At 55.0% G+C, this 23,897-nt stretch carries 19 protein-coding genes and 1 pseudogene; 10 read left to right on the top strand and 10 right to left on the bottom strand.

Translation table 11 applies throughout. The annotated features are described in order from the left end of the window. Nucleotide 1: 1 nt before the first annotated feature. From rsxB to ABD827_RS16035, 6 genes are all read right to left on the bottom strand, one after another. Nucleotides 2-556, bottom strand: a complete 555-nt coding sequence (gene rsxB / locus ABD827_RS16060) for an electron transport complex subunit RsxB (protein WP_298722515.1) — start codon at nucleotides 554-556, stop codon at nucleotides 2-4. Nucleotide 557: 1 nt separating this feature from the next. Continuing rightward, entirely contained in the window at nucleotides 558-1,139 is a 582-nt protein-coding gene (gene rsxA / locus ABD827_RS16055; RefSeq protein WP_298722512.1) for an electron transport complex subunit RsxA, read from the bottom strand. 92 nt (nucleotides 1,140-1,231) lie between these two features. Beyond that, on the bottom strand, nucleotides 1,232-1,963 hold the full coding sequence (locus ABD827_RS16050) for a TSUP family transporter (RefSeq protein WP_344965686.1): 732 nt from the start codon (nucleotides 1,961-1,963) through the stop codon (nucleotides 1,232-1,234). Nucleotides 1,964-2,147: 184 nt separating this feature from the next. Continuing rightward, nucleotides 2,148-3,110, bottom strand: a complete 963-nt coding sequence (gene pfkA, locus ABD827_RS16045) for a 6-phosphofructokinase (RefSeq protein ID WP_344965685.1) — start codon at nucleotides 3,108-3,110, stop codon at nucleotides 2,148-2,150. A 207-nt stretch (nucleotides 3,111-3,317) separates the two neighbouring features. Continuing rightward, complete coding sequence (gene tpiA / locus ABD827_RS16040) at nucleotides 3,318-4,070, bottom strand: triose-phosphate isomerase (protein ID WP_344965684.1); 753 nt, start codon at nucleotides 4,068-4,070, stop codon at nucleotides 3,318-3,320. A 95-nt stretch (nucleotides 4,071-4,165) separates the two neighbouring features. Next, a complete protein-coding gene (locus ABD827_RS16035) occupies nucleotides 4,166-4,960 on the bottom strand; it encodes an ElyC/SanA/YdcF family protein (protein ID WP_344965683.1) in 795 nt (264 codons plus the stop codon). A 92-nt stretch (nucleotides 4,961-5,052) separates the two neighbouring features. On the opposite strand from ABD827_RS16035, the gene ABD827_RS16030 reads away from it, so the two are divergent. The 8 genes from ABD827_RS16030 to ABD827_RS15995 all read left to right on the top strand — a co-directional run bounded on the left by ABD827_RS16030 (nucleotide 5,053) and on the right by ABD827_RS15995 (nucleotide 17,831). Continuing rightward, entirely contained in the window at nucleotides 5,053-5,826 is a 774-nt protein-coding gene (locus ABD827_RS16030) for a methyltransferase domain-containing protein (protein ID WP_344965822.1), read from the top strand. A gap of 432 nt (nucleotides 5,827-6,258) precedes the next feature. Further along, on the top strand, nucleotides 6,259-7,584 hold the full coding sequence (mukF, locus tag ABD827_RS16025) for a chromosome partition protein MukF (RefSeq protein WP_344965682.1): 1,326 nt from the start codon (nucleotides 6,259-6,261) through the stop codon (nucleotides 7,582-7,584). Next, the gene (mukE, locus tag ABD827_RS16020) at nucleotides 7,565-8,236 is read left to right on the top strand and encodes a chromosome partition protein MukE (RefSeq protein WP_344965681.1); all 672 of its coding nucleotides are present in this window, start codon (nucleotides 7,565-7,567) and stop codon (nucleotides 8,234-8,236) included. Before mukF ends, mukE begins: the two co-directional genes overlap by 20 nt. Continuing rightward, nucleotides 8,233-12,684, top strand: coding sequence for a chromosome partition protein MukB (gene mukB / locus ABD827_RS16015; RefSeq protein WP_344965680.1), 4,452 nt, complete (start codon nucleotides 8,233-8,235; stop codon nucleotides 12,682-12,684). The genes mukE and mukB overlap by 4 nt, the downstream gene beginning before the upstream one ends. 913 nt (nucleotides 12,685-13,597) lie before the next feature. Further along, nucleotides 13,598-14,008 (top strand): hypothetical protein, encoded by a 411-nt coding sequence (locus tag ABD827_RS16010; RefSeq protein WP_344965679.1) that lies wholly within the window; start codon nucleotides 13,598-13,600, stop codon nucleotides 14,006-14,008. A gap of 103 nt (nucleotides 14,009-14,111) precedes the next feature. Next, entirely contained in the window at nucleotides 14,112-14,462 is a 351-nt protein-coding gene (locus tag ABD827_RS16005; RefSeq protein WP_344965678.1) for a hypothetical protein, read from the top strand. A gap of 175 nt (nucleotides 14,463-14,637) precedes the next feature. Continuing rightward, nucleotides 14,638-16,371, top strand: a complete 1,734-nt coding sequence (locus ABD827_RS16000) for a hypothetical protein (protein WP_344965677.1) — start codon at nucleotides 14,638-14,640, stop codon at nucleotides 16,369-16,371. Beyond that, on the top strand, nucleotides 16,365-17,831 hold the full coding sequence (locus tag ABD827_RS15995; RefSeq protein WP_344965676.1) for a hypothetical protein: 1,467 nt from the start codon (nucleotides 16,365-16,367) through the stop codon (nucleotides 17,829-17,831). Before ABD827_RS16000 ends, ABD827_RS15995 begins: the two co-directional genes overlap by 7 nt. Nucleotides 17,832-18,088: 257 nt before the next feature. Here ABD827_RS15995 and ABD827_RS15990 read toward each other — a convergent pair whose 3' ends face one another. Further along, nucleotides 18,089-18,598 (bottom strand): IS630 family transposase, encoded by a 510-nt coding sequence (locus ABD827_RS15990; protein WP_344965821.1) that lies wholly within the window; start codon nucleotides 18,596-18,598, stop codon nucleotides 18,089-18,091. A gap of 13 nt (nucleotides 18,599-18,611) precedes the next feature. Beyond that, nucleotides 18,612-19,097, bottom strand: a complete 486-nt coding sequence (locus ABD827_RS15985; protein ID WP_344965675.1) for a helix-turn-helix domain-containing protein — start codon at nucleotides 19,095-19,097, stop codon at nucleotides 18,612-18,614. Nucleotides 19,098-19,162: 65 nt separating this feature from the next. Between ABD827_RS15985 and ABD827_RS15980 the strand changes: the two are divergent. Further along, nucleotides 19,163-19,357 (top strand): annotated as a pseudogene (locus ABD827_RS15980) (IS3 family transposase); the annotation flags it as partial. A 1,029-nt stretch (nucleotides 19,358-20,386) separates the two neighbouring features. Then, nucleotides 20,387-21,136: a hypothetical protein gene (locus ABD827_RS15975; protein WP_344965674.1), complete on the top strand. Its 750-nt coding sequence runs from the start codon at nucleotides 20,387-20,389 to the stop codon at nucleotides 21,134-21,136. Between the two features lie 84 nt (nucleotides 21,137-21,220). On the opposite strand, the gene ABD827_RS15970 is transcribed toward ABD827_RS15975, so the two are convergent. Both ABD827_RS15970 and ABD827_RS15965 read right to left on the bottom strand, forming a co-directional pair. Further along, nucleotides 21,221-22,003, bottom strand: coding sequence for a transporter substrate-binding domain-containing protein (locus tag ABD827_RS15970; RefSeq protein WP_344965673.1), 783 nt, complete (start codon nucleotides 22,001-22,003; stop codon nucleotides 21,221-21,223). A 365-nt stretch (nucleotides 22,004-22,368) separates the two neighbouring features. Next, entirely contained in the window at nucleotides 22,369-23,844 is a 1,476-nt protein-coding gene (locus tag ABD827_RS15965) for an amidohydrolase (protein ID WP_344965672.1), read from the bottom strand. Nucleotides 23,845-23,897 lie beyond the last annotated feature (53 nt).

The following is a 23,897-nucleotide window of genomic DNA, read 5'->3' as shown; positions in this document are numbered from 1 at the left end:
CTTAATCTACCTGCTTGATGGCGATGGGCGGCAGTTGCCATTTCCAGTTATCGGGAGTGACCGAGAGCGGTATCATTTCGATGCAATCGGTCGGGCAGGGATCCACGCACAAATCGCAACCGGTGCATTCATCCGCAATCACCGTATGCAGGGCCTTGGTGGCGCCCACGATGGCGTCGACCGGACAGGCCTGAATGCATTTGGTACAGCCGATGCACATGTCTTCGTGAATAAAGGCGACTTTTTTCACGGGGGCGGCGGCTTCTTCACCCATGGCCTGGGGCTCGACGCCCATCAGATCGGCCATTTTGCGCATGGTGGCATCGCCGCCGGGCACGCATTTGTTGATGTCGTCGCCCTCGGCCACCGCCGCCGCATAGGGGCGACAGCCCGGATAACCACACTGACCGCACTGGGTCTGGGGCAGCAGCTCGTCGAGCTGCTCGACGATGGGATCGGACTCTACCCGAAAGCGCACGGCGGCAAAGCCGAGGATCAGGCCGAAAATCAGGGCCAGCAACGCCAGCACCGCGATGGCGATTAAAATATTGCTCATATTACAACTTGACCAGTCCGGTAAAGCCCATGAAGGCCAGTGACATCAGGCCGGCGGTGATCATCGCCAGCGCCGCCCCCTTGAATGGCGCCGGTACATCGGCGCCGGCCAGACGTTCGCGCATGGCGGCAAACAGCACCAGCACCAATGAAAAGCCCAACGCCGCGCCAAAGCCGTATACCAGGCTCTGCATGAAGTTATGCTGTTCGTTGATGTTGAGCAGGGCCACGCCCAGCACCGCGCAGTTGGTGGTGATCAGCGGCAGAAAAATACCCAGCAGGCGATACAGGGTAGGGCTGGTCTTGTGCACCACCATCTCGGTGAACTGCACCACCACGGCGATAACCAGAATAAACGACAGGGTGCGCAGATACAGCAGATCCAGCGGCAGCAGAATATACTGGTTAACCAGATAAGAGCAGGCGGCGGCCAGGGTCAGTACGAAGGTGGTGGCCAGCCCCATGCCGACGGCGGTCTCGAGTTTGCCGGACACCCCCATGAAGGGGCACAGTCCGAGAAACTTGACCAGCACGAAGTTATTGACCAGCACGGTGCCGACAAACAGCAGCAGGTATTCAGACATGATCACTCGGCGGATAATAAATAACGGCGGTTATTATCGGACTTTATGCCTCGTTTAACAATGCCACAGATGCTGTGGGTATAGGGTGGGCCTCAGAAAAAAGTGTTAATTAACATGCCAATAACGGCAAAGGTACAAAGCAGCAAAGAGCCGTAGTGCATCACGGGCCGGGAGACCAGATGCAGGGTATGGGCCGCCACCCAGTTGCCGAGCAGGGTCGCGGGCACCAGCGGCAGGGCCAGTATGAGGTGCTCCCGGGTAAGAAAACCGCCCAGCGCCAGGGCCGCCACCGACATCATGGTCGACACCACGAAAAAGCCGGCCAGGTTGGCGCGAATGCGGTGCATGTCGGCACCGTGCATCACCAATACCATCGGCGGCCCGCCGATGGTGGTGCTGGTGCCCATGACCCCGGACATAAAGCCACCCAGTGCCATGTTGGTGCGGGTCATCGGCAGTGCTATGTCTTTCAGCCGCACCAGCACCCCGAGCATGATAGTGATGGCGATAAGAATGGCCAGCACCTGCTGGGACACCAGCGCCAGCAGCAAGACCCCCAGCGCACTGCCGGGAATGCGGGCCAGCAGCGCCGGCGCCAGCAGGTTGAGCTCCAGCCCCTTGCGAAAACGCCAGCCGTTCATCAGGCACATTACCAGCAGCACCACCATCAGCGGGCCGGGCACCAGCGCCGGATCCAGATAAAACAGGATCGGCGCGGCCACTATGGCCATGCCAAAACCGATGGCGGTTTGCACATAGGCGCCAACAAAGCAGGCCAGCGCGGCCAGCAGCAGCACCATGAAATTTACATCGAGGTTATCCATCGGGTCATGGCCTTGAAAACACAAAATGGGAGTCATTATGGCCAATCGCCGTGAGCGGGGGAAGCATAGGGCAGGCTGGTCTTATCGATTTTGCAAGCTGGCTCCATTACGGGGCCGGCTAGAGATGATGTGGTTCTGGTGTTCGTAGGGTCGAATTTATTCGACCGGTCTGGCCGCTGCTCGTTTAGAACAGGGTGTTCGACAATTGGTACATTTCTTCGTTGAACGGGCGCTTCAGGTGCTTGATGCAATCGATAATATCGTGATGCACGATGTGATTGCTCTGCAGGCCCATGCAACGGCCGCCGTAGCCTTCGAGCAGCAGCTCGACCGCCCGGGCGCCCATGCGGCTGGCCATGATGCGATCTTGTGCGGTGGGGGTGCCGCCGCGCTGAATATGGCCGAGAATGGTGGCGCGGGTGTCGCGGCCGGTAGCGGCCTGAATATCGAATGCCAGCCGGTTGACGTCACACATGTTCTCGCAGATGGCGACAATGGCGTGCTTCTTGCCCTTGGCCACGCCCTCGTGGATTTGTTGAATCAGCTCGGCCTGATCGAAGGACACTTCCGGCACGATAACGTATTCGGCACCACCGGCCACCGCGGCGGAGGAGGTCAGGTCGCCGCAATGGCGGCCCATGATTTCCACCACCGAAATGCGGTTATGAGAGCTGCAGGTATCGCGCAGCCGGTCGATGGCCTCTACCGCCACGTTAAGCGCGGTGTCAAAGCCGATGGTGTAGTCGGTGCCGGCAATGTCGTTGTCGATGGTGCCGGGAATGCCGATACAGGGAAAGCCCATTTCGGTCAGGCACATGGCGCCCATGTAGGAGCCGTCGCCGCCGATTACCACCAGGGCGTCGATGCCGTGTTTTTTCAGGTTCTCGACCGCTTCTACCCGAACTTTTTCATTCTTGAACTCGGGAAAGCGCGCCGAGCCCAGAAAGGTGCCGCCGCGGGTGATCACATCCGACACCGACTGCCGATCCAGCGGTACTATGTCATTCTGATGCAAACCCAGGTAGCCGCTGTGAATGCCGAACACCTCCAGATTATGGTGCAGCCCGGTTCGCACCACGGCGCGAATGGCGGCGTTCATGCCGGGGGCGTCGCCACCGCTGGTCAGTACTCCAATTCGCTTAATCATGGCTCTCTCTTTCATGTTCCGTGTTAATGCCGGTGAATTCCAAATGGTGCTGTAGGCGCTGCTTTAGCTGCGCAAACCCACCGACGGCGCTGTGCCTGATGACCCGGCACCGTCTGATCCGGCAGCTGAAGCGCCGGCTACAAAAACACCCCGATATTTGGATTGGGCTGTAGGTTGGGATGAGCGAAGCGAATCCCAACACGCGTTTTACGCACCGGCGCGGATAATAGCGGCAAATTCGTCCGCCTGCAGGGCGGCCCCGCCCACCAGGGCACCGTCGATATCTTCCATGGCAAACAGGCCGGCGGCGCTGGCGCCCTTGACCGAACCACCGTAGAGGATCTGTACCCCGGCGGCGACCTCGGCGTTTTGCCCGGCCAGATAACCGCGAATGGCAGCGTGCACGTTCTGTGCAATTTCGGGTGTAGCGGTCTTGCCGGTGCCGATGGCCCACACCGGCTCGTAGGCAATCACGGCATTGGCCAGCGAGTCGATGCCGCAATGGGCGATCACTTCGTGCAGCTGGCGCTCGACCACGGCCCGGGTTTCACCTTCTTCAAACTGTTCCAGAGTTTCACCGATGCACAGTACCGGCACCAGACCGGCCTGCTGTACGGCGGCAAACTTGGCCGCCACCATGGCATCGCTTTCGCCGTGCAGGGTGCGGCGTTCGCTGTGGCCGACCAGCACATAATGCACGCCAAACTCCGCATACATGGCCGGGGAGTTTTCGCCGGTGAACGCGCCCTGGGTATGGATATCGGCATCCTGCGCGCCGAGGGCGATATTGCTGTCGGTCAGCAGCGCCTGGGCCTGGCCCAGAAACAGCACCGGCGGGCATACCGCCACGGCCACGCTTGAGGTCTCGGCGGCAGGAGCCTTGAGCGCATTGATCAGCTCGGCCACCATGGTCTTGCTGCCGTTGAGTTTCCAGTTACCCATTACCAGAGTCTGTCGCATCTTGTGTTGTTTCCTATTCGTTAAATGAGGGCATTATAGGGGCAGGGATCCGCCGAAACCAGAAAGCGACGCCCCCTAATATCGTTATTTTTCGGCTATTTGTGCTGTGTGGTGTTTATTCCGCCCATTAACCACTGCCAACCCAGGCCCAGATATTCATGCCAGGCAATTTCGCTGCGCTCCAGATAACGTCCGCGGGGCAGATAGGTGTACAAGGGCAGGGCGGCGTTGCTCTCTTTGGCGTGGTGGCCCACCGGCGCCGCCCAGGGTTGTGCGCCTTCGCTCTCGAACAGCGTCATGGCGCGCGGCATGTGGCTGGCGGAGGTCACCAGCAGCGCCCGGCGGCCGGCAATCAGCGGGGTAATGGCGGCGGCCTCTTCGGCGGTGTCTTTCGGCTCGGGTAACATCAGCAACCGGCTGGGCGCTATGCCCAGCGCCCGGGCCACGGCGCCGTACAGCTCTGCGCTGGAACGGCCTTCGCCGCCCGCATAGCCGCTTACTATCAGGCGCGCCTCGGGGTAGGCGTGGGCCAGTCGCACGCCTTCGGTAATGCGGATGAGTCCGGCGTTGCCCAGCTGGCTCAGCAGCGGCAGCGACAGATCCGCCACCTGGGCGGCGCCCAGCACGATAATGTCCTGCACCGGCTGCCCCGAGTTGGTATTGATTACATGGGGCGGGTATTGTGACTCAAGCGGCACTATCAGCCGGTTGGCCACCGGGCGGGTAGACAGCAGCAGCAAGGCGGTCAGCGACAGCAGGATCAGCGCACTTCCACTGCGCCTGTGCTGCCTTGCCAGCATAATCAACCCGAAAAAGCCCAGTATCAGCAGCAGAGGTAGCGGTAATAACAGGCTACCCAGCCATTTTTTCGCCAAAAACATCGTTCCCATGTACACACGCATTTGTTAACCGTATCGGTTGTGCCAGAATAGCGCCCCCAGACTCAGCAAGAAACACCCCGGTGAGAAGAAAGCCCAAGGTCATAAAGAGCAATACCAATTTCGACGGCAAGAGCGATACCTTTGCCCGCAATATCTACGGCACCACCAAGGGTCGCATTCGGTTGGCGGTGTTGAGCCGGGATATCGACGAGCTGCTGGCCGACATGCCGGACCGGCCGCTGCGTATTCTGGATGCGGGTGGCGGTTTCGGCCCGCTGTCGCAGCCGCTGGCGGCCGGCGGCCACCAGGTGGTGCTGTGCGATCTGTCCGGCGAAATGCTGGCGCTGGCCCGGGAGCAGGTCGCCGAAAAAGGTCTGCTTGCGCAATTCGAGTTTATTCAGGCGCCGATTCAGTCGTTAACTGTTGAAGATCTAGGCCAGTTCGATCTGATTTTGTGCCATGCGGTGCTGGAGTGGGTGCAGGAACAGGCCTCGTTGCTGGCCTGCTTGCAGGCGTTGCTGGCCGACGGCGGCCATTTGTCCCTGATGTTCTATAACCGCGACGGCCTCTTGTATCACAGCCTGGTGATGGGGCACTTTGATTATGTGCACGCCAATCTGGTCAAGAAACGACGCCAGAAACTGACGCCGGGCTGGCCCTGCAAACCCGATGAGGTTTACCGGTGGCTGGACGAGCTGGGCTTTGTTATAACCGGGCGTAGTGGGGTGCGGGTGATCCACGACTATATGGTGGAAAAACGCATCAAGGTCGAGCAGGCCAACGAGGTGATCGCCATGGAGCTGGCCCACGCCCGCCAGGAGCCCTTCATGCACCTGGGGCGCTACATTCACGTGCTGGCAAAAAAGGGCGACTGAGGTCGTCACGTTCGCGCATACCTTAGGGTCGTCACCCTCGCGAAGGCGGGGGTCCATGGGCTTTGCGGTATAGGCGGAGTGTTCGGACCTGGCGCTATATATCATGGATTCCCGCCTGCGCGGGAATGACGAAATTAAACCCGGGAATGATGATCTGATAGCCACGCCAAGGTCAGCCAGGAGGGTGCAGGGCTCGGCTCGGCCGACCGTCATATGCCATGGATGGCATGTGCGAGCGTACAGGGGGCGAGCTTGTCTCGCCGTGACGAACGGTTTCAGCCTGGCCAAGCATCCGGTGAATGCTCGCAGCAGGTTGAAACAGTGAGTGTCATTTATCCGTAGCGTGTCGGCAGAGTGAGCCCTGTGGCCTCGTATACCAGCCACGTTTCAATTTTCGGGCGTACAGAAACAAGAACTGAAGAGAGCTGCAAGATGACGGAAATGTCCCGCACCCTGCCGGACTGGATTGGCTGGGTCAAACAGGAAAATCTAGGCATAAACCTGCCGCCCGAGCGGCTGGCGTTCTTGCTGGCAATACAGGTATTCGGCCGGGGTGGCGAGCAGCCGCAGCTGACCGAGGCCGAGCTGCACCATGCCTTTGGCTTTGTCAGCAAGGGCTTTGAGCAGGCCGAAGACACCCAGTCCAGCCGGGCCAACAATGCCATTAACGATTTGGTGCGCCAGCGGCTGCTGAGCCGTTTTCAGGGCGAGCCGGGCGAGAGCGAAAGCCTGTACCGGCTGACGCGACTGGGCATGGCCATCGTCGAATTCTTTGTCGCCCAGCGCGAGGTCAGTCAGATCAAGCTGTCACTGCAGCTGGCGCAGATTGCCCAGGATCTGGACACCATTGCCGAGACCATCGCCGCTAATCCGAACGAACAACAATGGGCGCAGGACGTGGCGGGCCGGCTCAAATATTCGGTGTCCGAACAGCTGGCGCGCATCGACGACACCCAGCGCGCCATGGACGAGCAGCAGAACGCGGTCAAGGCCAACATCGCCGCGCTGCTCAACAAGAACTGGCACGAAGCCATTTCGGCCTGTGAGCAGCTGCTGCGCGAAACCGGCCTGACCCTGCGCGAGCTGCAGGATACGCTCGACAAGGCCGGCCACGGCCTGCAGCAAAGCCTGCTCAACATCGAAGAACAGTTACAGCAAAGCGAACGCGGCGAGCCGCTGGCGCCACTGTGCCAGCAGCTGCAGGCGCGGCTGGACGCCATTATTCTGTGGGGCAGTCAGTGCATCGAGTTGTGGGCCCGGTACGACCTGCACGTACACCGCTTTATTCGTACCGCCATCGACATGGACAAGAACCGTGCCTTCAGCCAGCGGCTGCGCGAGTCCATTCGCCAGTTTGAAGATCACAACTGGCGGCTGTGCATCGCCCAGGCCCAGCCGCTGCTGGAGCTGCGCGACGAAACCATGGCCGCCTACGCCGAAGAAGTGACCGGCGAGCTGCCGGTGGAGCTGGAATATCACGACATGGTGGACGTGTCGGCCGAACTGTCGGGCCGCATTCGCGATCATCTGCAGGCGTTTCCACTCGCCGGCAAGCCGCTCGACATGGCGGCGGTGCTTCGAGATTACCTGCACGATTATCCTCAATACCAACATTTCGATATTGCCCGTTTGCTGATCGACGAAGCGGTCAAGCTGGGCCACGCCAACGCCGAATGCATGGGCGCCGCCCAGCCGGACTGGCAACGCATCAACGCCCACGGGGCCAAGGTACAAGCACATGTTATCGACCAATACTGATCTCGCCCTGGACCCGCGTCTGGTTCAGGCCATTGCCAACCCGCTGTTTCCGGCGCTGGACAACCAATTGCGTGCCGGTCGCCACATCAGCGCCGACGAGCTGGAGCAGCATTCGCTGCTGCAGGAGTACTACCCGGAGCTGGAAGCCTTTTATCAGCGCTACCACGTCGAACTGGTGCGCGCCCCCGAGGGCTTTTATTACCTGCGCCCGCGCTCAACCAGCGAGCTGGGCACCTCGATTCTGTCCGAGCTGGAAATGCTGGTGGGCAAGGTACTGTGCTACCTGTATCTGAGCCCGGACCGCTTGATCAACGAGGGCGTCTTTTCCCTGCTCGACCTGCAGGAAGAAGTGCTGACCCTGGCCAACGAAGCCGCCCTGTTGCGCATGGTCAACCAGCGTGCCGGCGGCAGTGATCTGGACAAACGCAAGCTGGCCGACAAGCTCAAAAGCGCCATTCGCCGGCTCAAGCGCCTGGGCATGGTCAGCACCGTCGGCAGCCAGGACAAGTTTCGCATTACCGAAGCGGTGTTTCGCTTTGCCGCCGATGTGCGCACTGACGAAGATCCGCGCGAGCTGCAGCTGCGCATGATCAAAGACGGCGAGGCGGTGGCCGGCCACGACCAGGAAGAAGAGCAGGAGAACGAGCAGTGAGCACCTCAGCGACGCCCGAAAACACCTTGAATACCTTCAGCCGGGGCAAGTTTCATTCCCTGACCATGGTTAACTGGAACGGCTTTTTTGCCCGCACCTTCGAGCTGGACACCCTGGTGACCACGCTGTCCGGCGGCAACGGTGCCGGCAAGTCCACCACCATGGCCGCCTTTATTGCCGCCCTGATCCCCGATCTCAGCCTGCTGCACTTTCGCAACACCACAGAGGCGGGCAGTCAGTCCGGCAGCCGCGACAAGGGCCTGTACGGCAAGCTGCAGCGCGGTCACTGTTATTCGATGATTGAGGTCGACACCTCCCAGGGCGAGCGGGTCTGGTTTGGCGTGCACCTGGAGCAGGTGGCCAACCGCGACAACAAGGTCAACCTGACCTCGTTCAGCGTGCAGGGCATCACGCCCGAACATACGCCCACCGCGCTGCTGCTGCACCGGCTGGATGACGGCCGGGGCCAGGTGCGTTCGCTTAACGAGCTGAAGGCGGTGGCCCAGCAGGACGGGCTGCGTTTTAGCCGTTTCAATACGGTGTCCGAGTATCATAATTTTCTGTTCGATACCGGCGTCACCCCGCGCAAGCTCAAGGATCAGCGCGATCGGGTCAAGTTCTATCGTCTGATCGAAGCCTCTTTGTACGGCGGCATTTCCAGCACCATCAGCCGCAGCCTCAAAGACTACCTGCTGCCGGAAAACGCCGGTATTCGCAAGGCGTTCAACGATATGGAAGCGGCGATTTTCGAGAACCGCCGCACCCTGGAAGCCATTCGCGAAACCCAGCGTCAGCGCGACCTGTTTCGCCAGCTGATCACCGAAACCACCCACTATGTGGCCGCCGACTATGTGCGCAACAGCGCCGAAAAAAAGCGGTTGTCGGATCAGGCACTGTCGGCGCGCAAGGCGCTGGCCGAAGAACGCCGCATTCTGGCGGAAGAGCGGGCCCGGCTGATTTATCTGGCCGACGAGCTGGAACACCTGGGCGCCCGCGAGCGCATGCTGGGTGAAGAGCTGGATATCGCCTCCGAGCATCTGGCGCGGGTGCTGAGCGGGGTCAAGCTCAACGAGAAGATCACCGGTTATCAGCAAGAGTTGGACGAGCTGGAAGAAAAGCTCGCCATTCAGGAAGAAACCCTGGCCGAGCTGCAGGACGAACAGCAGGAAGCCATCGCCACCAAGGTGGCGGCCGAAGAAGAAGTAGACAGCCTCAAGAGTCAGCTGGCCGATTATCAGCAGGCGCTCGACACCCAACAGACCCGGGCCATTCAGTATCGTCAGGCCCGCCAGGCGCTGGGTGAGGCCAAGGTGCGCTGCGGCCTGCCGGAGCTGAGCCCGGAGCAGGCCAAAGCCGAGGAGCAGGCGCACCAGCAACGCGAGCAGGCCCAAACCGCCGTGGTGTTGGAACAACGCCAGCAGCTCTCGCTCGCCGAAGCGGCCCGGGCGCAATACGATCAGGCGCTGGCGCTGTTGCAGGCCATCGACGGTGACGTTAGCCGGGCGTCTGCCTTTGCCCGCGCCAACCAGTTGCTGGAGCAGGGTCGGGAATATCAGGCGTTGCTGGCGCGCGACGGTGCCATTCGTCGCCAGTTGCAGGACGCCGAGCAGGGCGCCGAAAAACGCGAAAAAGCCACGGCGCTGCAGGCCGAGCTGGCCCGACTGGGCCGCCCGGTGCAGGACGAAGCCGAGCTGGAGCTGCAACTGGCGGAGCTGGACGAGCAGAAAACCGAGCTGGAAGAAAAACTGGCCGACTGTGCCGACGCCCAGCGCCAGAGCCAGTCTCGCCTGGGGCAGATTGCCCCGCAGGTGACGGCGTTGCGCGGCCAGGCTCCGGCCTGGCACAAGGCCCGGCAACAGCTTGAGCGGCTGCGTGAATTGTCCGGCCTGCCGCTGAGCGACAGCAACGAGGTCACTGCCGCCATGCAGCAGGCGCTGCGCGACGAGCATCAGGCCGAGCAAAGCAAGCAGCAGTCTCTGGCCGCCAAGCAGCAGCTGGAACAACAAATTCGTGGCCTGAGCAGCGGTGTTGACGCCGACCCACGCCTGATTGCCCTGTGCGAACAGCTGGGCGGCACCCTGCTTGCCGACGTATACGACGACATAGCGGTAGACGATGCACCTTATTACGAGGCGTTGTATGGCCCGGCCCGCAACGGCATAGTGGTGGCCGACCCGCAGGCGGCGCTGGAGCAACTGCAGGCACTGGAGTCGTGCCCGGCAGACTTGTACCTGATCCAGGGTAACCCGGACGCCTTTGACGAAGACCTGCTGCACGCCACCGAGCTGGACGGCGCCATCTGGGTGAAAAACGGCGAACGCCAGCTGCGTTATTCCCGTTTTCCGACCGAGCCGATGTTTGGCCGCGCCGCCCGCGAGGCCAAGATAGAGCAACTGAGCGCCGAACTGGAAACCGTGAGTGCCCGTTATGCCGAGTCGGCCTTTGCCCAGCAGAAGCACAGCCGCCTGTATCATCAGCTGAGTGAATTTGTTGGTCAGGGCCTGCAACTGGCCTTTGGCGACAACCCGGAAGCGGCACTGGAACAACTGGCCACCCAGCAGCATCAGCTGGAACAGGAGCTGGCCGCCATTGCCGCCCAGCGCGATCAGTGGCAGGCCCGTCGCAACCAGCTGCGCGAGCAGCAGAGCCTGTTGCACAAGCTGCTGCCATTGGCAGACTGGCTGGCCGACGAGGAGCTAGCCCCACGCCTGGCCGCCGCCCGCGAAGAAATGGCCCAGCTGGACCTGGCCCGCGACTTTATGGCTGCCCACGGCCAGCGGCTGGGCCGCCTGGCCGAGCAGGTACAGGTATTGCGTCAGGATCCCGCCGGATTCGACGCCCTGCAACAGCAGGTAGCCGAGGCCGAAGCCGAGCTGACCGAGGCGCGCAACCGCACCTATGCCCTGACCCAGCTGGTGGCCCGACTGCCGCACCTGGCCTATGCCGACGCCGAGCAGTTGCTGGATCAAAGCTCGGCCATGAACGACAGCCTCAAGGCCAAGCTGGTGCAGGCCGAAGAAACCCGCCGCAAGGCCGGGTTGCGTGCCGAACAGTTGAACGGTCGCCTGACCGATGCGCTGCAGGCCCGCACCGCGCTGGTAACCGGCCGCGATGCCAGAAGCAAGACCCTCAACGAATTCCGTGACGAGCTGACCGCTCTGGGCATAACTCTTGCGTCCGACATGGAAGACAAGGCCCGCGAGGCCAAGCGTTCCATTGAAAACGAGCTGGTGCACACCCGTGGCAAGCGCAGCCAGACCGAGGCCCAGCGCCAGGTGAGCAAACGTGAAATCGAATCGCTGAGTCAGCGCCTCGGCAAAGACGGCCAGGGCTATTTTGCCGCCCGCAAGGCACTGGTGGCCCACAAGGCCAACTGGGCCAAAGTGGTGCGACTGGCGCGCGACAACGACGTGGTGCGCCGCCTGGCCCGGCCGGAGCTGGCGTATCTGGATGCCGACGAGCTGCGTTCCATTTCCGACAAGGCGCTGGGTGCCCTGCGCCTGGCGGTGGCTCACGACGAAGAGCTGCGTGATGCGCTGCGCCTGAGCGAGGGCAACCGCAACACCCTGCAGAAGGTGCAGTTCTACATTCTGGTGTTCCGCCACCTCAAGGCGCGTATTCGGCACGACATTATTCGGGCCGACGATCCGGTGGAAGCGCTGGAAGAGATGGAAGTGGAGCTGGGCCGGCTGGCGGACGAGCTGCAACTGCGCGAAGGCCAGTTGTCGCTGTCGTCGGTGGAAGTGGCGGCCAAGATCAATACCATTATTCGCCGCGAGCAGAACCGTATTCGCCAGCTTAACCAGGGCCTGCAGAACATCAGCTTTGGTCTGGTGGCCGGTGTGCGGCTGAACGTGAACATTCGCGACACCTATGGTCGCCTGCTGGAGGCGCTGAGCGACCCCGAAGGTCGCCATCAGGACCTGTTCAGCAGCAAGGAGCTGAGCTTCTCGGAAGCGATGGGCAAGCTGTTCCAGCGGCTGAACCCGCAACTGGAGCAGGGGGATCGCAGCCCGCAGGTGCTGGGTCAGGCGTTGCTGGATTATCGCAACTATCTGGATCTGGGCATTGAAGTGCAGCGTGGCGCCGACGGTTGGCTGCGTGCCGAAAGCGGCGCCCTGTCTACCGGTGAAGCCATTGGTACCGGCCAGGCCATTCTGTTGATGGTGCTGCAGAGCTGGGAAGAAGAATCCCGTCATCTGCGCAGCAAAGAGGTATTGCCCTGTCGCCTGTTGTTTCTGGATGAAGCGGCCCGACTGGATGCCCGCTCAATCGCCACCCTGTTCGAGCTGTGCGAACGGCAGGACATGCAGCTGCTGATTGCCGCGCCCGAGAACATCAGCCCGGAAAAAGGCACCACCTACAAGCTGATCCGCAAGGTGCACGGCAAGCAGGAACACGTACACGTAGTGGGCCTGCGCGGCTTTGCCAGCGAAGCGGTGGTGTAACGCCGAACGGTTCCGCCAGCGCTAACTGGCGGAACCGGAGTAATACCAGCGCGTTCTACCGTAGGGTCCACTTCAGTGGACCTTCTATAGAGTCTCAATGAAAAAAGCCCCGTAACCGAAAGGCAACGGGGCTTTTTTATATCCTGACGGCTATGCCCGTCGGACAAAGGGCCAGCTCCGCCGACACGCCGTGTGACATGACACTCATTGTTTCAGCCTGCTGCAAACATTCACTGGATGTTTGGTCAGGCTGAAACAACTCGTCACGGCGAGCAAGCTCGCCCCATGGGGGCTCAGCCGCGCCATCCGTGGCGCGGATGGTCGGCCGAGTCGATCCCTTTATCCACCTGTACACCCCGGCATCTTCAATCGTCATTCCCGCGAAGATAGGAATCCAGCCTTTATGCCCCCGATGCTTCACGTTGATGGGCCAAACGATATCGCTAATCCCTCCAATGCTTCCAATCTGCAACTCTTGCCCCGTATAATGCAAGGCTCCATTCGGATTTAATGTAATACCGGTAACAGCGCCTCACAAACAGGGAAGGGAGAGGCCAGATCGCCCGCAAGGTTCGGGCGGTAGCGTGGCCAAAGCAAATATATGCTGTTTTATGCAGCATATTTTCGGACTCAAGAGCTCGGTGCGCACTATCAACAACGCATGCGCGTGTACAGCAAGCCGGGCTTGAAAACGCTCATGATCTGAGCAGGTTACGGCAGGGCTTCGTGGATAGTGCGCACGCTATTGTTGATATCGCGCATGCGTGTTTTTGCACATCACCTTATACGACTGACGAGTAAAAATCATCTTACTATCAGAAGCTTATAGGTGAAAAATGCGCTGGTGCGATGGAAGAAATATGCGCATGCGCACTATTAAAAATGTTAGCACTTATTTAGTGGAGGTTTGAATATGCATTACTTCGTTGCCACCTTAATTTTTCTAATCTCTTTTTCTGCATCCGCAGAAATGCCTGTCGAAGTTATAGATTCAGGAAGTGACTCTGTGGGTAATAGACTGATCTATAAAATAAAAGAAAAAATCAGGTCATCTTCATCAATGGGTCTCACTTTTGACCAAACCAAGCTCCGAATGCAAGCACGGATCTCTACGCTTGATCAAAATACACAAAATCCAGGTTACTCAACGGCTTATTCCATGGTTATCACATGGAGCAATCCAGACACCCCCCTGCCTTATTATTTAAATCACTTCACGGGTTACTGCGGCTCAACCCGAGTTGATTCTTGTGCCAGCGATGTAGTAGCAGCACTTTCTAAGCAATCTGACGAAATCATCCGCCTTCTCACTAATGCCAAATAGTGCTAACAAGGTGGTCAACGGCCAACTTCACTGCGCTCCGTTGGCGCCCATTACCACTGGCGTTAGTCTCGCAAAAAATAACCCTTATCAAGGAGAATAAGATATGAACGAAAAACCATGGTTGAGTACACTTTCATTTATTGGATTCTATGTAAACTCTGCAATCGCAAATGGTCACGCAGACAAAATTTCGTTTGAAGAGATTTATGATGGTATAGAGCGCGGCACATTACTTGACGACCTAAGTGAAAAAATACCAGGCGAATTCGATTTTAGTCTATTTAAGTCTGGAGAAGAACAGTCCGTTGGCTTTCACAATGTAATGTCTGAAGTTGCTGGTGGTTTACAAGGTAGGGAAAGACGAAAAGTTGGGATAGAAACTTCAGGTTTGCACTTGTTAATGGCATTCATTCTAGAAGCTATGCAACATCAGCTCTGGGTCAAACCAAATTAGGCTAACAAGTACAGGCAGCAGGACTCAAAAACCGCCGCTTCGCTCTGGTTTTTGAGCCTCTGCTGTAAGCGTTATAGGTAAAGCAGCATAAGTGGTAAAATACAACCAAGATGAATTGCATTTCATTGGTATATTCTTTCGGGATATCTGTGAAAGTTATGGGGCTATCTGATTGATGAAAAGTTTTCTCAGGTGTTTATTTAATAATCTATCTTCTCGAGTTAACAAAGAAATACAAGAATCACTTTACGAAAATAAAGTTTTTTTAAATAGTCGCTTGAGTTTTACAGAAAGAAGTATCGTTCGATGGTCGACGTACTATAAAAAATATATTCTGCTAACGTTGATGCTGGCGGGTTTAGTGACTAGCAATCTCATTGTCTGGCAACCATGGGTTAAACCCCACGTTATCCAATATATTCCTGAGTGGAGAGAGCTTCTTAAGTGGCAGGGTTCCTTTCTAGGAGGACAGTTAACTATTATTGGCGTCGTTTATCCATTGGTTGTTGGTCTTGTCAGCGTTCTGTTTCAGAATAAGTCAGCTAAAAGGGTCATTTTTCCTCTATACCAAAAGTACTCCGGCTTTATGTTTGCGGGCCTGAGCGGCCTCACGCTGTCAGGGTTCATTGTTGTCGGTTACTTTTTAAGAGCAACAATAAGTGAGACTACGTATGCGGCTATCTGTCTTACCTCGGCACTGTGGTTCGCATCTAATTTGCTATTGACCGCTTGGTTCTTTGTCAAAACTTTCAGAATGTTGGACGAAACTTCCCGTGAGGCGATCGTTTTTCGTTTCTCCATTCACGAAGCATGTGAACTCGATGTTCGCCGCAGAATTAAGCAGCTTCTATTAGATAATGCCATCCACCATAAGTTGATAGCTAACCCTGATGAAAATATAATGGAAGTTCTTACATATAAGTATTCTAGCGATGACTATAAAGACATAACTCGAAAGGTAAACCGAGAAGAATCCCTGAAAGATATCAAGCTGTGGCTTCTTAACTGTGCTATCAGGATACAAATCTTTATTTTGAGGTTGAAAAAGATACAGGGCGGGAAGTTAGTGGTTCAACCTCTTCGAGCCAGTAGGACTAGCGATATAATGACTGTAGTCCGATATGGTGGCTTTAATATAAACCCGTTAGTAAAGGTGCTCATTAAAGTAGCTTTCTCCTTCGAAAAGGAGATTCCTCAGGTAGATATTGGCTTAACAACTGTTCTGAATGGCTTTATTGGTCCCGCAAATGACGCCATTAGAGATGGTGATGCCAGAGAATTTTCAGACGCTGTGGCCAATTTGGTTCTGTGGCATGCCGAGCTTGCAGAAGCTTTATCCTTTAAAAACGATAAGGGAAACTTGGATAACTGGCTAATATTGCCAGCTGGTGGCTTGAGTGGTAGAAGCTACCTTGATGAACTTATGGGTGAGTATTACCGTCTAGCCCGAGAGACGGTTGAGCGAATCCCTGATAATTCTCGATTTTATACAAATATGCTGTATTTACATAAACGAATATTCTCAAGTAGAGATACTTTAATCAAACAAGAAATGAGATCGCTGATACAGGGTAGCTACTATATGTGGTATCTGTTGGTCGAATGGCGTTCATACAATTCGGAGTCGAGCGATTTAAGGGTTGCTAACAAGTACGAGGACATTCTCTACGACTTCGTTGGTGCTTGGGAAAGTTGGCTCATGTACATTGAGCCACGTTCAAAGCGAACTGGGGATATTAACAAGGCATACCCAGCTTTTATCACACACTTAGAGTTTACTGCATCTACGGCAATTTCTGCCCTGCGGTTCGGTAATTTCGAGGCGGCTGGTTGGGGTGTTGATATGCTTATTAACTGGCTCGAACAGCTATCACGTGATGACCATTGTATAGTTGGCGCTCAGTGCTAATTAATCATTATTTACTGCCAATGGAGTCGACTAGTGATACTTGGCAGTTAGTCCTCAGAGGGAACGACTACGACTATAGTGCTGCGTTTGATCTCTCTTTAAGAAATGCTCATATCGATTTGAGAGTCATTACAGCTTGCTACATGCTCTTGAAGCCAGGTGATGACCAACCTGATCTTTTGGCTAAATATATTAAAGCCCTACTGACAGGGTCACGTATTCATCCATCAGGCTCAATTGGTCAATCCCGCCATAACATATCCAATGCTGGTGATCTGCTAGGTGCTTATATTCGGCATCGTGATTATCGATATTATGGCGAGGGCAGCTATGGAACTTGGTTATCATCAATAATGGAGTCTTTTGGTCGCATTTATGAAGAAAGGCGAGTCTCTGGTCGGATTTACTCAGGGTGGGGGGCAAACGATCCACGAAGTATGAATAGAGCCTATGTCGAAATCGCAATTTCCATGTCGGGCACAATATGGAAATTACCCAACGATTGGGAGGAGGCCATTTTTTCTGGTTTTTTCAGGCATATGGATCAGCAGTCAATCATCTCGGATCTCCATGACTGGATAAAAATTGCCAATGAGCACGACGACTATCTCTTGGTTGACCCTAGTAGCCTAGAAATCTTCAAAGGTAACTTTATTAAATCGGTAGAAGGAATAATCCAGAAAATCAGTGATGCTCAGAGGCAACTTGTTGCTGACGCCGATAAAGATAGAGATCGGCTCGCAAATTTTTGTGTGGCGAGCTCGGCTATTTTAAGTAATAAAGGTGATCCTGAATTCCCCTTGGGGCTTTTTGAACATTTTGATCGAGAAGCCGATCTTAATGATAATTCTGCTTTCAGTGTGAATATCGTTGACTACGCCAAAGAACGGGTTGCCTCCGGCATCGATACGAGCCGGGCAATTAATGAAGATAGTTGGATGGCCGACTGTATTTCAAACAACCTTAAACTAAACGTATTACGGTCGTTACTAAAACATCCCCAATCAGTATCATACGAGTACACTGATATAGATGGCATTCTTTCAGATATCCGGAAAATCTCAGAGTCAATGGCTATCCCTGTGCTGTTTGTTGGCAGCCAAAAATTAAAGAGCACGCTACGAAGATCATCATATGAACCAGAAGTTGCAGGAAGACACGACATTAGCCGTCAAGATGGTTTTGACAATGAATATATTTGCCATATTGGTAACTGCGAGGTGTACTCACTAAGTTTTAGTGATGTTGATTACTGCCTACTTACTAGTAAAGAGCTGTTTGACACTGTGAGCTTTCGTAAGATAGCTGATGACCAATACGTAGATGTCGACTTTGAGCTGAATAAAGGTAGTGACACTGTTGGTAAGCTGATCCTTAAATACTGGATGAAGGTAAATTTAACTGGGAATACTCCGTGCGTTAAACTTGAATTGGTAATAAAAGATGATGACTCTGTGTAAGCAGTGAGCATATTAATTAAACCCCTATAACAAGGCCAAACACAAACGCCAGCAAGCTGGCTGGACTCGCTACGCTCACCTGTGTTGGCGGCGTTATATTTCAAGGTGAGTATGGAGAGACTTAGCAAAACCCTGAATGAGCTTAAGAATATTCGTAGAGAGCTTTCGGAACCATCATCAATTTGGCGGCTTGCTAAATATCTTAAGAAAAATTCACGTCCGCTTGATGTTAATGCTACTGACCTAATTATTGAAAATTAATATAGTGGCGAAGATTTCATCAGCTGTGTTACAAAACCGCGTTGGCGCTTTAACCATTGTGTTTTCTCTTCCAGCCACAGACGTAATGCCAGGCCATCTTTGAAGGCTAGGTTCGCGCGCCGCTGCTTGAGCCAACTCCACAGGGCTTCGGCTGGATTCAGCTCGGGTGCGTAAGGCGGTAGCGCTTCTAGCCTCAAACGCTGCTGGACGTCAGATGTCGACAGCCAGGATTTCACGGCATTGCTTCTATGAACTGGAGCATTATCCCAGATGACGCGTAGCTTACCGGGCCAATAACGCAGCAGTTTCTTTAAGAATTCGACCACGGTTTCACCGGTCACATGCTCGGTCGTCCAGCTAAAGTACGTCCGACCTTCCGGGGAGACCGCGCCCGTGACCATGAAGCGAGGTGACCGCCCGCGTTTGCCTTTCACCACCGGGGTCTGTCCTACCGGCGCAAAGGTCTTATAGTGATGCGAGCACAGGTGAAAGCTGGATTCATCGATAAATACCAGGGTCTCATTCTGTTCCTGGGCCTGATTTTTTTAACGTTGGCCAGATCTCCTGCTGCCAATGGGTAATCGCTGCCTCATTACGTCTGACATCCTGACGTTTGGGTTTCTGCCAGGACCATCCCCAGCGTCGCAGCAACTTGCTCATATGCGACTGGGTGTACTGAATCTTGGTCAGGGTGGCAATTGCATCGGCGATCCGTTGTGTCGTCCAGCGCTGATCTTCATAGCCAAAGCCCTGTGGGCCCAGTTCTTCCAGTGCCTTCAAAATGAGCGGGATAGCCGCCTGCGGCAACTTGGGTGGATGCCTGGGAAAGGGCTTGGTTTTCAGTGCGTCTTTGCCCCCTTCTTGAGCACGTTTGACCCACTGACTGACGCAGCCCTGAGTCACGCCCAACCTCTCGGCGATGACCGATTGCTTCACGCCTTCATCGGCCCACTGTACCGCCAGCACTCGACGATATTCTTTAGCTGCTCCAGTCGGTTTCATCATGCCTCACTCGCTCAAAATTCGAGCGAAACATGATATTAAAATTAAAGAACTATGTCAGTAGTATGTGTACCGACAACGCAGAGATGGAATCGTTTTTTCATACCTTGAAGGGCTAATTGATCAAAGAGAATCGTTTCTATGGCGAGCTGCACCTGCGGGATAAACTGGCTGGGTATATACAGCACTTCTATAATAGAATTCGACTGCACTCAAGCCTGAATTATATGAGCCCAGTCGAATATGAAGCCATGGCGGCGTAGTTGAAGAATGTGTCCGATTTATCGGGGGAAGATCACGCTTCGCGCCGCAGCTTGAAGCGTTAGGCACCTCAACCAGCCCCGAGAATTCAATCCCCAAACGTATTAGAGGACTTATGAAAAATTGTGTCAAAGCTCTCGTGATCATGCTTTTCTTCAGCGGATTGGTCCCAATGGCCACCAACGCAAATGAAGTCGTGTCCGAGGCGACGAATTGGGAAGAACAGGCTGTACGATCACTAACATACAAGGGCAAGCGATTGACGTTAAGCGACAGGGGTGGATTCAGAGAAACAGAAAAAAAGCCCTTGTGTGTTCGCTTAAACAACTACGGGTGCGTCAAGCAAGGTGATGCCCCTTGGAATGGAAGTGATGGGCGGAGAGACAGCAAAGGACACGCAGTCTTCAATGACCCCGGTTACTCGGTAAGAGCTGTGGTTCGAGACTATTGCACGAAGCACAAAGGCGGTATACGCAGTGCGGTCGAACTGGCAAATGCATACTCACCTTGGTGCGACACACTTGGGTCTATCGCAGTGTACAAAGGTTGGGGGCGTTCCTGTAGCGACTATCCGAAACCACCTTCCGGATTTGCTGGTCCATTCTGCAAAAGGCCGAATGGCGAGCCTACCGAAAAGCAGTGCGCTTCATGCAACTGCCCAAATCGTTTAGCCAAACAGTGGCTCAGCGGCTTCGAACGGGATGGCAATACTCCAAGCCCTTATTATGACTTGATGCTTTTCGATTCGAGTGGCAAGCCGGATGAGGCTGCTTTCACGATATTGTTGAAGAACAAGATGCGTATTGAGTTGGGTGGGTTCGAGCCCACTGATGCAATTATAGAAAGGGGCATTTCGCTAGCAGGCGTATGTCGATAGAAAAATTCGATGCTTTAAACTATCTTCACTATAGTGGCGCGATCTTCAGTGCTCTTATTCAGCTCAGCAATCTGGAGGATGCCGGTGTCTAACAAATTCCTACAGGTGACGTTAGGCTAAAATAACCAAAAACAAACCAATGGAGAATGGATGCATGAAACTTAAAATTATTTCCGGGATTCTTATTTTGATTGTCTCTGTTTCAGGATGCACGTCAAACATGACGAACCAGAAAGTTGATTTGATTAGAGCTGGAGCAATTGAGCAGGAAAAGGGAGCCGGTTTTGTACCTATTGAGCCAATTATCGCAAAATCTGAAGTTGAGGTTGTAAGAAATGGTGAAATTGTAAAAGTAGACATTAGGTTACTTACAAATGAGGAAGCTTTAAATTATTTTGCAGATACATGGTCAAAAGTGACTATTGCCAAAGTAAACTCAAATGGGAGTCTGCAATATCTTGCTGGAACCGCTACAGCTGAAACAGGTAAGTATGCAGCAATTATGGATTTCACCAAGTATGCTATTGATGACATAGTTGAAAATGGTAAGGAAATTGGGCGCTTCAGAACAGGTGTGGGGCTTAGGTTAATTGCAAATATAACAACAAAAAAGAAGAGCATAGATTTAAATGGAGTCCTAAAAATTGGTGTTGCTGCTAGTAAGGAAGAGCTAACAGGATCTTTAGAAGTAAGGGCTATTGGGGTTACAAGTAATGAGATTGATGCATTGTTGCCTGGCATCCTTCCAACTATTGGTGAAAGTTCAATACAAAATGCACTCGAGGCTATGGCTGCCGTTAAAGCCAAATTGAGAGAATCAGATACTGTAATCAAACCAAGGCATTTTGCAATAGAGGTTTATGAATCTGTACAACAGAGCGAAGCTAAAGCTGTTTCTCTTTAACTGTGCCAAGCCTAACAAATCTTGAGGCGTTAGCCGTTTACGCGTGACCCCAAACCCGCGGCCACGCCAAGTATGCGTTAGTGCTTATTCCACGCCGTAGATGTCGTAGGGGAAGTAGTTGCCGGCAATTTGCTGATGAATGCCTTTTTCGCGCAGCGCCAGAATGCCCTTGTTCAGCAGCTCGGCCAGTGAAGCATCCTGCTTGCGCACGGCAATGCCGATGCCTCTGCCGAACCATTTTTCTTCGGTGAAGGACGGGCCGGAAAAGTGAAAGTCTTTGCCGTCAGGCATATCCAGCAGGCCGCTCTGCAGGCCGATGGCACCGCCGAATACGGTATCGATACGCCCGGAGCGCAAATCCATAAAGGCTTCATCGAAGGTGCCATAGCGGGCCACATCAACCTCCGGATGCTGGGCGGCAAGGTACTTGTCGCCGATGGTGGCGCGCTGCACGCCAACCTTGAGACCGTCCATTCCTTCATTGTTGAATTCAATTTCCCGCTCTGCCTTGGTAACGAAACGGGTAGGCACTCGCGCGTAGGGAATGGTGAACAACACGCTTTTTTCGCGCTCGGGCGTGATGGTCATGGCGGCGATAATGGCGTCGTTTTTACGCGACAGCAGGGCAGGGATAATGCCGTCCCAGTCCTGGGCGCGAATGGTGCAGGTTATCTGCAATTCCTCGCACAGCGCACGGGCCAGATCCACTTCAAATCCTTTCAGCTCGCCGTCGGTGGTGGTATAGCTGAACGGCGGATAGGTGCCCTCGACACTAAACTTGATTTCCTTCCAGTCCTTGGCCACGGCGCTACCGGCGGCGCTTAAGGCCATGCCCAACAGCGCGACGTTCAAAACACTCTGTCTCATCACTGACTCCTTGTGTGTTATCTGTCTGTCCTTGCATCCTGGCGTTAGCGCCATGGTATTCAGGGTGAAACGACAGTAATGCTACCGCAAGAAAGGCGTCAAGTGGAAACTTCTGCAACAAGACCTGGATCCCGATATTATCTGTTTTATGGTAATTCTGGCGCTTCTGTTATTGGCTGCCGCGTCTTATGTACGGCAAAAGGGTTGCTGAATACACCCAGGCAACCGTTAAGGCATGTTGTTAATAGCGTATCTTGCCGTAGGGTCGACTTCAGTGGTTCTTCGGCAATGCCTTGATTAGAAAACGAAGCCCCGCAACCGAAAGGCAGCGGGGCTTTTTGCGTGGGCAACTTGTAACTTTCGGCTCAGGGTGCCGGCGGTAGTTGGTAATAGGGCTCTACATGAGAGCCGGTGAATACCTCTTCACCTGCAACGATGGTTTTCTCGACGGCCACATCCCGCAGCCGCATGGGATCTATGGTCAACGGATCTTCCGCCAGTACCACCATGTCGGCGACCTTACCTTCTTCAATTGAGCCACGTTCATCTTCATCGAAGGTCAGGTAGGCCGGGCCCTGGGTATAGGCACGAATGGCTTCCTCGACCTTGAGGGCTTCTTCGGCACCATAAACCTTGCCATCGTAACCGGTGCGGGTAGTGGCAGCCCAGATGCCGAGTAAAGGACCGTGGGGAAGGCCATCAGACCCGTAGGCTATTTTGATGCCGTGATCCAGCAGCGAGCGTTGGGGATTCTGCCTTTCCAGCCGTTCACCGCTAACGGCGGCCAGCATAAAGGCGTTGTTGTAGTAGGTGTAGTTGGGCTGGGTATCGACAATGATATCCAGCTCGGCGATCTTGGCCAGGGTGGCTTCGGGGGGCCGAATGGTCAGGTGATGCAGGTGATGGCGATGGTCTTTTTTGGGGCTTTCGGTGAGAATTTGCTCCAGCACCTCTACCGCCTGCACAGCAGCGGCATCACCAATGGTGTGAATGCCCAGCTGCCAGCCCAGATCATGGGCACGTTTGCCAACCTTGTACAGGCTGTCTTGAGGGATGACGGTGACACCATCGAAATGACCGTCATGATTCTCCCAGGGGCCGTGTTCGTCAAAGCTGACCTGGCTGTCGTAAGGCTCAATGGTCTTGAAGTCGGGTACGGCAATGGCACCATCCATCGCCATCTTGATGGCGCCCAGCTTCAGTCGCTCATCCCCGATACCCGAGCGAAAGCCAAGACCTTCTATTTCGGCCAGGCTGGTTTCAACATGGTCATAACCGGGAAACATGAAAATCTGTAGCGTAGCCCGGGGGAGTTCATCACCCCAGCGGGCATAGACATCCTGGATCAGGCGAAGTTCATTGGGCCGAACGCCGGCAACGTTGACACTGGTGACGCCCATGGGCGGGAACTTCTTCAGCTGGGCGCGCAGGTTTTCCCGGGCTTGCTCATCACTGAGCGCGGGCTTGGGAATAACACCAAGGGCATAACTGCGGGCGCCCATGGTCAGCACACCCTGAGGCTCGCCCTGCTCATCACGGACGATCAGCCCGTCTTTCGGCTCGGGGGTGTCTTTGCTCAGGCCGGCCTTGCCGATGGCTTGAGAGTTTAATGTCAATTTCAGTACGCCACAGGCCAGCATGACCGGGTGATCGGGTACTATGGCATCCAGCTCCCAGCGGTTCGGCATTTTCATATGGCAGTAAGGACGGTTCATCACGCCGACCAGCCATTCACCGGCCGGTACTTTGGCTGCCTGTTCGGTTAACACCTCACCGAGTTGATCCGGGGTCGGAACATTGAAGGTGGCGCCAAACGGCCGGCCACTAGGGAGCGTTCTCAATCATGCCAGCCATATCACCGTTGATACGAGGCTGAGCATGGCGGTGTAGTGTT

The organism is Oceanisphaera sediminis (genome assembly GCF_039539745.1).
Taxonomy (GTDB): Bacteria; Pseudomonadota; Gammaproteobacteria; order Enterobacterales; family Aeromonadaceae; genus Oceanimonas; species Oceanimonas sediminis.
The sequence above is the reverse complement of the archived record's forward strand: the minus strand, read 5'-3'. Positions and strand labels throughout refer to the sequence as shown.

Excerpts from the sequence above, each read along its gene's own strand:
- rsxB (WP_298722515.1), bottom strand. The coding sequence starts at position 556 with ATGAGCAATATTTTAATCGCCATCGCGGTGCTGGCGTTGCTGGCCCTG.
- rsxA (WP_298722512.1), bottom strand. The coding sequence starts at position 1,139 with ATGTCTGAATACCTGCTGCTGTTTGTCGGCACCGTGCTGGTCAATAAC.
- ABD827_RS16050 (WP_344965686.1), bottom strand. The coding sequence starts at position 1,963 with ATGGATAACCTCGATGTAAATTTCATGGTGCTGCTGCTGGCCGCGCTG.
- pfkA (WP_344965685.1), bottom strand. The coding sequence starts at position 3,110 with ATGATTAAGCGAATTGGAGTACTGACCAGCGGTGGCGACGCCCCCGGC.
- tpiA (WP_344965684.1), bottom strand. The coding sequence starts at position 4,070 with ATGCGACAGACTCTGGTAATGGGTAACTGGAAACTCAACGGCAGCAAG.
- ABD827_RS16035 (WP_344965683.1), bottom strand. The coding sequence starts at position 4,960 with ATGGGAACGATGTTTTTGGCGAAAAAATGGCTGGGTAGCCTGTTATTA.
- mukF (WP_344965682.1), top strand. The coding sequence starts at position 6,259 with ATGACGGAAATGTCCCGCACCCTGCCGGACTGGATTGGCTGGGTCAAA.
- mukE (WP_344965681.1), top strand. The coding sequence starts at position 7,565 with ATGTTATCGACCAATACTGATCTCGCCCTGGACCCGCGTCTGGTTCAG.
- ABD827_RS16010 (WP_344965679.1), top strand. The coding sequence starts at position 13,598 with ATGCATTACTTCGTTGCCACCTTAATTTTTCTAATCTCTTTTTCTGCA.
- ABD827_RS16005 (WP_344965678.1), top strand. The coding sequence starts at position 14,112 with ATGAACGAAAAACCATGGTTGAGTACACTTTCATTTATTGGATTCTAT.
- ABD827_RS16000 (WP_344965677.1), top strand. The coding sequence starts at position 14,638 with ATGAAAAGTTTTCTCAGGTGTTTATTTAATAATCTATCTTCTCGAGTT.
- ABD827_RS15985 (WP_344965675.1), bottom strand. The coding sequence starts at position 19,097 with ATGATGAAACCGACTGGAGCAGCTAAAGAATATCGTCGAGTGCTGGCG.
- ABD827_RS15975 (WP_344965674.1), top strand. The coding sequence starts at position 20,387 with ATGAAACTTAAAATTATTTCCGGGATTCTTATTTTGATTGTCTCTGTT.
- ABD827_RS15970 (WP_344965673.1), bottom strand. The coding sequence starts at position 22,003 with ATGAGACAGAGTGTTTTGAACGTCGCGCTGTTGGGCATGGCCTTAAGC.